Source organism: Novosphingobium beihaiense (assembly GCF_022832375.1).
Lineage (GTDB): Bacteria > Pseudomonadota > Alphaproteobacteria > Sphingomonadales > Sphingomonadaceae > Novosphingobium > Novosphingobium beihaiensis.
Map to the genome: position 1 here is coordinate 22,175 of NZ_JALHLG010000022.1, position 7,660 is coordinate 29,834.

Below are 7,660 nucleotides of genomic sequence, written 5' to 3' on the forward strand. Positions count from 1 at the left end.
CCCAAAGTCAATCGGGTGGCGAGAAAATGGTTGATTATATTGCGGCCAGCGCCGCCCTGCGTGCGGCATACGGGCGCCGGATGACAGAATTCAGTCGGTATGGATGCCCCGCGCGGCCGCCCACTCCGCCATCGCCGCGCGCAAATCCGGGGGCGGAGAGGCCAGCCAGCCTTTCATGGCCGCGCTGATTTCCCCCAGATCGGCCTTGGCCACCAGTTCCTTCACCGGCCCCACTGCAGCGGGTGTGATCGACAGGCTGCGGATGCCCAGCCCCAGCAGGGCCAGTGCCTCCAGCTGCCGGCCGCCCATTTCACCGCACACACCAACGTCGATATCGAAGCCCTCAACGCTGCGCATGACACGCTGGATGAAACGCAGGATCGCCGGACTCAGCCAGTCATAGCGTTCGGCCAGCTTCGGATTTGAGCGGTCCGCGGCGAACAGGAACTGCGTCAGGTCATTGGTGCCGATCGAAAGGAACGAGATCTTCGGCGCCAGCAGGTCCAGCTGCTCGGCCAGCGCGGGCACTTCCAGCATGACGCCATAGCGGATGGCTTCGGGCAGCAGCTTCTTCTGCTGTTTGAGATAGGCAAGCTGCCCGTCGAACACCGCCTTGGCCGCATCGAATTCCCACGGTTCGGCCACCATCGGAAACATCACATGAAGCGTGCGCCCCGCCCCCGCCTCCAGCAGAGCGCGCGCCTGGGCCTTGAGCAGACCGTCACGTTCGAGCGCCACGCGCAGCGCGCGCCAGCCCATCGCCGGGTTTTCCTCGCCCTCCCCGTCATCGTGCCGCAGGTAGGGCAAGGTCTTGTCCCCGCCGATGTCGACTGTGCGGAACACCACCGGCTTGTCCCCCGCGGCCTCCATCACATCGCGGTAAAGCCGGGTCTGGCGCTCGCGCTGGGGCAGCGTTGCCGAAACCAGGAACTGGAACTCGGTGCGGAACAGTCCAATGCCGTCGGCGCCGGTCAGGCTGAGATTGGCCAGATCATCACGCAGGCCGGCGTTGATCTTCACCTGTATCCGCTGCCCATCTCGCGAGACCGGCTTGACGTCGCGCAGCGCGGCATAGGCGGCCTGCCTCTCGCGGCTCTTGGCAAAGCGCGCCTCGAACGCCTCCATCACCCCGGGCGAAGGGCGCACCATGGCCGTCGCCTGATCGGCATCGAGCAGCAGTTGATCGCCTTCGCGCACCACGCCGCGCAGGCCCCGCACGCGGCCGAGCACCGGGATGCCCATGGCCCGTGCCACGATCACGACATGGCTGGTGAGCGAGCCTTCCTCCAGGATCACGCCTTTCAGGCGGCGCCGGTCATATTCGAGCAGTTCGGCCGGGCCCAGATTGCGCGCGATCAGGATCGCATCGCTTCGCAGCCCCAGTGTCGCCGCCGTGCCGATCTGACCCGAGACGATCCGCAGCAGGCGGTTCGCCAGATCCTCCAGATCGTGCATGCGGTCGGCCAGCAGCGGATCGTCGATCTGGCGCATGCGCATGCGGGTGCGCTGCTGCACGCGCTCGATCGCGGCCTCGGCGGTGAGACCGGAATCGATCGCTTCGTTGATCCGCCGCGTCCAGCCTTCGTCGTAAGCGAACATGCGGTAGGTTTCGAGCACTTCCTCCTGCTCGCCCCCCAGGCCGAACTCAGCCTGGCTGGCCATGCGGTCGATCTGCTCGCGCATCTTGTCGAACGCCAGGAACACGCGCTGGCGCTCTGCCTCGGTATCCTCGGCCACGATATGCTCGATCGTGACGCGCGGCTGGTGAAACACCGCCGCGCCCGCGGCCAGTCCCTTGACGAGCGTCAGACCGCGAAGCTGCTCCGGCCCGGTCTGCGCCATATCGAGCGCGCTGGCGCCTTCCTCGTCGATCAGATCGGCATTCACGATCAGCTCGGAAAGCACCATCGCCACCGTCTGCAGCGCCTCGATCTCCACTTCCTCATAGCGGCGCGGATCGACGTGCTGCACACTGAGCACGCCCACGGCACGTTCGCGGCGCACAATGGGCACACCCGCGAAGGAGTGGAATTTTTCTTCGCCCGTTTCCGGCCTGTAGGAGAAGTCCGGATGCGTCGCCGCCTCGGCGAGGTTGAGGGTCTCGATCTGCTCGGCAATCATGCCGACGAGACCCTCTCCCACCGCCATTCGGGTGACGTGCACAGCTTCCTGTGCCAGGCCGCGCGTCGCGAACAGTTCCAGCATACCCTCCCGCAGGAGGTAGATCGAACAGACCTCGCTATCGAGGCATTCGCCGATCACTTCCGCCACGGTGTTGAGCTTGGCCTGCGCATGACTGCGCGAGGCCATCACCTCGTGGAGGCGCGTGAGGATATTTCTGGCTGCTGCTACGGCTCCGCTGGTCATACTTTCGCAAGTACCCCAAAGACGGGGCTTTGGGAACGCAGCGGAGCCGGTAAATCAGCGTGCCGCGACGATATCGCGCATCAGGGATACGAGCTGGCGGTCAATGCCGCACAAGCTCTTCCTTGATTCTGAGCTTTCGCTTCTTGAGGGCCTGGATCACCGCGGCATCAGGCATCGGGCGGCTCATTTCGTCATGAAGCTGCCGTTCGATACCGGCATGCTTGAGCTGCAGGGCGCTGATGTGCGAACTCTCCATGGATCGTTCCTCCTTATGGGGCCGAACCTGTCATTATGACCCGTTGCCGATTGGCCCGGATTGGCGACTCGGCTTTTTCTGGTCCGGCGCGAATGAAGAGAACCATATTCAGTCCGTCTTGCGAAGAGTATGAATGCCACATATCGGTAAAATGCGTGAATCTTGCGCTGGCAAGTGAACCCGCTCGCTTCGCTCAACCAGACTAAGGAAATTCGGCGTGACCGAAGAGGAAATGCGCAAACGCCTGGAAATCCTGAGGATCGAGCACCGCGATCTCGACGCGGCGATCGATGCGCTGATGACATCCGGCTCGGTGGAGCAGATGCAGGTGGCCCGGCTCAAGAAACGCAAACTGAAGCTCAAGGACCAGATCACGCAGATCGAGGACTATCTGATCCCCGATATCATCGCCTGAGCGGCCGTGTTGAAAGGGCACCACCGCCCCTGCACATAGCCCATGCGGTCAACCTGACGCCGCCCATATCCGTGCCGAACGGAGACAACGGAAAATTTCGTTGCGGATTTTTACCATCAGGTGGTTGCCGCCGATTCGCTGTTAAGAAATATGAATGGCAATGTTCGAACCGGCCGCCATCAATCCGCGTATCGTTGAAGCCCTCTATGAGGAAGCCATCGCCCTTGCGGACGAAGTGCGCCATGCCTTTACCTTGTCCGGACGGCTGGAAACGGCGGATAGCGGTGAGGACCTGGCCCGCGTGGCCTTGTCCAGCGAAGGGCTGCGCACGACGACGCGGATGATGCAGGCCATTGCCTGGCTGCTCAACCACCGCGCCTATTTCATGGGCGAAATCAACGAATTGCAATTCCACCGCCATGGCCGCCTGCCGCCCGACATGCGCACGTCCGATCCGGCACAAACGGCGCTGCTGGCGCCTGCCATTGTCGACCTGGTGGAATCGACCCGCGATTTCTATGCCCGCCTGCTTCGCCTCGACAGTAGCTGGCGCCCCGCCGGGCCCGGCCAGCCCAGCCCTCTCGAACGCCTGCGCGAGCAGCTGGAACAGCGCCTGGCAAGCTGACGAGGGCTGACGCCGGACGCCTCAGACCGTTTCCAGCGCACGCTCCCAGCCGCTGATCCGCGCCGCGCGCACCGCATCCGGCATCGCCGGAGTGAAAGTATGCCGCGCGCCGCCCATTTCTGTGCCCGCTTCTTCCAGCGATGCGAAGAGCCCCGCACCCAGCCCTGCCAGCATCCCCGCGCCCAGCGCCGTAGTTTCGACAAAATCCGGGCGCTCGACCGGCAGGGCCAGCACATCGGCCAGATCCTGCGCCATCCAGCTATTGGCGCTCATGCCGCCATCGATGCGCAACGTGGTCCAGGTCGCGCCGTCGGCGGCGAACGCCTCGGCCAGATCGCGCGTCTGCATCGCCATCGTCTCCAGCGCGGCGCGGGCGAGATGCGCGCGGGTACTGGCAAATGTAAGCCCGGTGATCGAAGCGCGCGCATCGGCCCGCCAGTGCGGCGCCCCCAGCCCCGATAGTGCCGGGACGATCACGACCCCGCCGCTGTCCGGCACCGACCGCGCCAGCGCCTCGGTCTCCGCCGCCGCGTCGATCAGGCCCAGACTGTCGCGCAGCCACTGCACCAGACTGCCCGCCACGAAGACCGAACCTTCCAGCGCATAGACCCGCTCGCCGCCAAGCTGCCACAGCACCGTCGCCAGCAGCCGGTGGCGGGAGGACGGCACCTGCGTGCCCATGTTCGCCAGCACGAAAGCGCCGGTGCCGTATGTCGCCTTGGTCTCGCCCATGGCCAGGCAGGACTGCCCGATGGTCGCCGCCTGCTGATCGCCCGCCATGCCCGTCACCGGGACCGGCGCGCCCAGCCATGCGGGCAGAGCCATGCCAATGTCCCCTGCGCAGTCGCAGATTTCCGGCAGCGCGCCGCGCGGCACGCCGAACAGGCCGCACAGCCCCTGATCCCAGTCCGCCCCCGCCAGCGGCAGCAGGCTGGTGCGCGAGGCATTGCTGGCATCGGAAAGATGCGCGCCGCCGGTGAGTTTATAAAGCAGCCAGGATTCGACCGTGCCCAGCGCCAGCCGCCCGGCCCCGGCGGCAGCCTTCACCTCCGGCACGTTTTCCAGCAGCCATGCCATCTTGGTTGCGGAAAAATAAGGATCGAGGATCAGCCCGGTCGCCGCCTGCACATCCGCTTCGCGCTCCGCCGCGCGCAGAACCTCGCAGGCAGGCGCGGTGCGGCGGTCCTGCCAGACGATCGCGCGCGAAAGCGGCGCGCCGCTCGCCTTGTCCCACGCCACCACCGTCTCGCGCTGGTTGGCGATGCCGATCGCGGCGATGCGGTCCACGCCGCCCGCCTGCGCCACCGCCTGCCGCGCACAGGCCAGCACGCCCTGCCAGATCTCCAAGGCATCGTGTTCCACCCGGCCGGGCTGCGGATAGTGCTGCGTCAGCGGCCGCTGCGCCAGCGCGCGCACCGTTCCGTCCGGCGCAAAGACCATCGCCCGGTTCGACGTGGTGCCTGCGTCGATCACCAGAATCGCGCTGCCTTCTTCCTGCATTCGCCTCTCCAACGATTCCCGCCTGCCTTAGCCTTCCGCCACGCACGGGTCGACAGCCGCCACGCCAATGCCCATATCGCGCGCATGGATGCGATCCGGAATATCGAGAAGCCCTATACCGTGGCCGAGCGGCTTGGCCCGCTGGTGCGGCGCGTGCTGGCCCGCAACCCTTCTCCGTTTACCTATACCGGGACGCAGACCTACCTCGTGGGCGATGGCGCCAGCCTGGCCGTGATCGATCCCGGCCCGGACGAAGTGGAACACCTCGACGCCCTGATGGCAGCGATCGGCGATGCCGCCGTCACGGCCATCTGCTGCACCCACACCCACCGCGACCATTCGCCCGCCGCCTCTCCGCTGGCCGCCCGCACCGGCGCGCCGGTCATCGGCTGCGCGCCGCTGACGCTCGACGACGACGGCCCGCGCGCCGATGCCGCTTTCGATCCCACCTACAATCCCGACCGCGTGCTGACGGACGGCGAAGCCATCTCCGGCGAAGGCTGGACCCTGCGCGCCATCGCCACGCCGGGCCACACCTCCAACCACGTGTGCTTCGCACTGGAGGAAACCGGCGCACTGTTCAGCGGCGATCATGTGATGGGCTGGTCCACCAGCGTGGTCTCTCCGCCCGACGGCGACATGACCGCCTATATGGAAAGCCTGCAGAAACTCTACGGACGCGAGCAGGACACCGTCTACTATCCCGCCCACGGCCCCGCCGTTACCAAGCCCCGCCAGCTCGTGCGCGGGATGATCGGCCACCGCCGCAGCCGCGAAAAGCAGATCCAGCGCCAGATAGAGGCCGGGCTGACCCGCATCCCCGCCATGGTGGCGCAGATGTACAAGGGCGTGGACGAACGGCTCCACGGCGCCGCTGGGCGCTCGGTTCTGGCGCACCTGATCGATCTGGAGCGGCGCGGCCTGGTGCAGCGCGACGGCGAAGACTGGGCCTTGCTTGCTTAATGCAGCAAGCCTGAAATCCGAAACAAGACCCGCTCACCCAGAGCTTGTCGAAGCCTGTCCTGAGCGGCGGCTGCAAGCAGCCAGCCGAAGGGGGTGTTGATCCACGCGCAGCGTCAGCGTCCTTCGACAGGCTCAGGACGAGCGGATGTGGTGCAGATGTTCCGCACGCGCCTTTGAGGCACAATTTCCCCTTGGGTCCGGCGCCTTCGCCTCCTAGATAGGCCGCGCTTCCGGCGTGAAAGACCGAAAGCGCAGGACAAGAGGAAAGACCATGACCGTAATGCCCGCCGACCTTTCCGGCCTCGACATCCGCGCCGAGATCGAGCGGCTGCGCAAGGAGCGCAACGCGGTCATCCTCGCGCACTATTATCAGAAGCCCGAACTGCAGGATCTGGCCGATTTCGTGGGCGACAGCCTCGAACTGAGCCGCAAGGCCGCCGAGACCGATGCCGACGTCATCGCCTTTTGCGGCGTGAAGTTCATGGCCGATACCGCCAAGATCCTCAGCCCGGAAAAGATCGTGGTCCTGCCCGATCTCGATGCCGGGTGCAGCCTTGAGGATTCCTGCCCGCCCGAACAGTTCAAGGCTTTCCGCGAGGCACACCCCGATCACATCGCGCTCACCTACATCAACTGCTCGACCGAGGTGAAGGCGCTGTCCGACGTGATCGTCACCAGCTCCAGCGCGGAAACGATCCTGCAGAAAATCCCGGCGGACCAGAAAATCATCTTCGGTCCGGACCGGCATCTGGGCGGCTACCTGTCCCGCAAGTTCAACCGCGAAATGCTGCTGTGGCCGGGCGTGTGCATCGTCCACGAGGCGTTCAGCGAGACCGAACTGCTCAAGCTCAAGGCGCAGAACCCGGGCGCGCCGATCGCCGCGCACCCCGAATGCCCGCCCACCATCGTTGATCACGCGGACTATGTCGGCTCGACCAGCGGCATCCTGAACTATGCCAAGGACATGCCCGGCGACACCCTGATCGTCGCCACCGAGCCGCACATCATCCACCAGATGGAACTGGCGCTGCCGGGCAAGACCTTCATCGGCGCGCCGGGCGCGGACGGCAACTGCAACTGCAACATCTGCCCCTACATGGCGCTCAACACGCTGGAAAAGCTCTACCTCGCCCTGCGCGATCTGGAGCCGCGCGTGGAGATCGAGGAAGACCTGCGCCTCGCCGCCAAGAAGAGCCTCGACAAGATGCTCGAAATGGCAAGCAGCACGGTGGGCAAGGGAGATCTGGGGGCGCGGTGAGCCCCCGTCTTCACCATGCCCTGGGCTCAGAACCTAGCGACTGTGGGGATTCAGTTCAGGTGGAGCCGGGAATGGCGGATTTTGAGAACCGGCGCGCAGCGTACTTTATGTACGTGAGCACCGGAAGCGCAGAAAGCCGCCTTTCGCAGGCCCGCATGGGCTGAATCCCCACAGTCCCTAGCCAACGATGTGGAAGAATATCTTCACATGCACGATGGCCTGCGTCCCCGCAGGCAGCATGGGAAGCGGGTCCAGCGCATCCACCTTGCGCGCGAC

General features: G+C 65.5%; 7 protein-coding genes. 4 read left to right on the top strand and 3 right to left on the bottom strand.

What is annotated here, in order from left to right:
• Positions 1–90: 90 nt before the first annotated feature.
• Both ptsP and MTR66_RS14245 read right to left on the bottom strand, forming a co-directional pair.
• Positions 91–2,367: a phosphoenolpyruvate--protein phosphotransferase gene (gene ptsP / locus MTR66_RS14240; RefSeq protein ID WP_243922178.1), complete on the bottom strand. Its 2,277-nt coding sequence runs from the start codon at positions 2,365–2,367 to the stop codon at positions 91–93.
• Between the two features lie 100 nt (positions 2,368–2,467).
• Complete coding sequence (locus MTR66_RS14245; protein WP_243922180.1) at positions 2,468–2,623, bottom strand: YdcH family protein; 156 nt, start codon at positions 2,621–2,623, stop codon at positions 2,468–2,470.
• Positions 2,624–2,840: 217 nt separating this feature from the next.
• Here MTR66_RS14245 and MTR66_RS14250 point away from each other — a divergent pair, with 217 nt between their 5' ends.
• Both MTR66_RS14250 and MTR66_RS14255 read left to right on the top strand, forming a co-directional pair.
• Positions 2,841–3,038, top strand: coding sequence for a YdcH family protein (locus MTR66_RS14250; RefSeq protein WP_243922181.1), 198 nt, complete (start codon positions 2,841–2,843; stop codon positions 3,036–3,038).
• Between the two features lie 160 nt (positions 3,039–3,198).
• Positions 3,199–3,663 carry a DUF1465 family protein gene (locus tag MTR66_RS14255; protein WP_243922183.1) on the top strand — a complete coding sequence of 155 codons (465 nt, stop codon included), beginning with the start codon at positions 3,199–3,201 and terminating at the stop codon, positions 3,661–3,663.
• 21 nt (positions 3,664–3,684) lie between these two features.
• Here the strand turns inward: MTR66_RS14255 and glpK are convergent, their stop codons facing one another.
• A complete protein-coding gene (gene glpK, locus MTR66_RS14260) occupies positions 3,685–5,163 on the bottom strand; it encodes a glycerol kinase GlpK (protein WP_243922185.1) in 1,479 nt (492 codons plus the stop codon).
• Positions 5,164–5,247: 84 nt separating this feature from the next.
• On the opposite strand from glpK, the gene MTR66_RS14265 reads away from it, so the two are divergent.
• The gene (locus MTR66_RS14265; protein WP_243922187.1) at positions 5,248–6,126 is read left to right on the top strand and encodes an MBL fold metallo-hydrolase; all 879 of its coding nucleotides are present in this window, start codon (positions 5,248–5,250) and stop codon (positions 6,124–6,126) included.
• 271 nt (positions 6,127–6,397) lie between these two features.
• Positions 6,398–7,384 (top strand): quinolinate synthase NadA, encoded by a 987-nt coding sequence (gene nadA, locus MTR66_RS14270; protein ID WP_243922189.1) that lies wholly within the window; start codon positions 6,398–6,400, stop codon positions 7,382–7,384.
• Positions 7,385–7,660: the final 276 nt, after the last annotated feature.

Bases quoted from the DNA above. Each gene is read 5' to 3' on its own strand.
- MTR66_RS14265 (WP_243922187.1), top strand. From the start codon at position 5,248: ATGGATGCGATCCGGAATATCGAGAAGCCCTATACCGTGGCCGAGCGG.
- nadA (WP_243922189.1), top strand. From the start codon at position 6,398: ATGACCGTAATGCCCGCCGACCTTTCCGGCCTCGACATCCGCGCCGAG.
- ptsP (WP_243922178.1), bottom strand. From the start codon at position 2,367: ATGACCAGCGGAGCCGTAGCAGCAGCCAGAAATATCCTCACGCGCCTC.
- glpK (WP_243922185.1), bottom strand. From the start codon at position 5,163: ATGCAGGAAGAAGGCAGCGCGATTCTGGTGATCGACGCAGGCACCACG.
- MTR66_RS14255 (WP_243922183.1), top strand. From the start codon at position 3,199: ATGTTCGAACCGGCCGCCATCAATCCGCGTATCGTTGAAGCCCTCTAT.
- MTR66_RS14245 (WP_243922180.1), bottom strand. From the start codon at position 2,623: ATGGAGAGTTCGCACATCAGCGCCCTGCAGCTCAAGCATGCCGGTATC.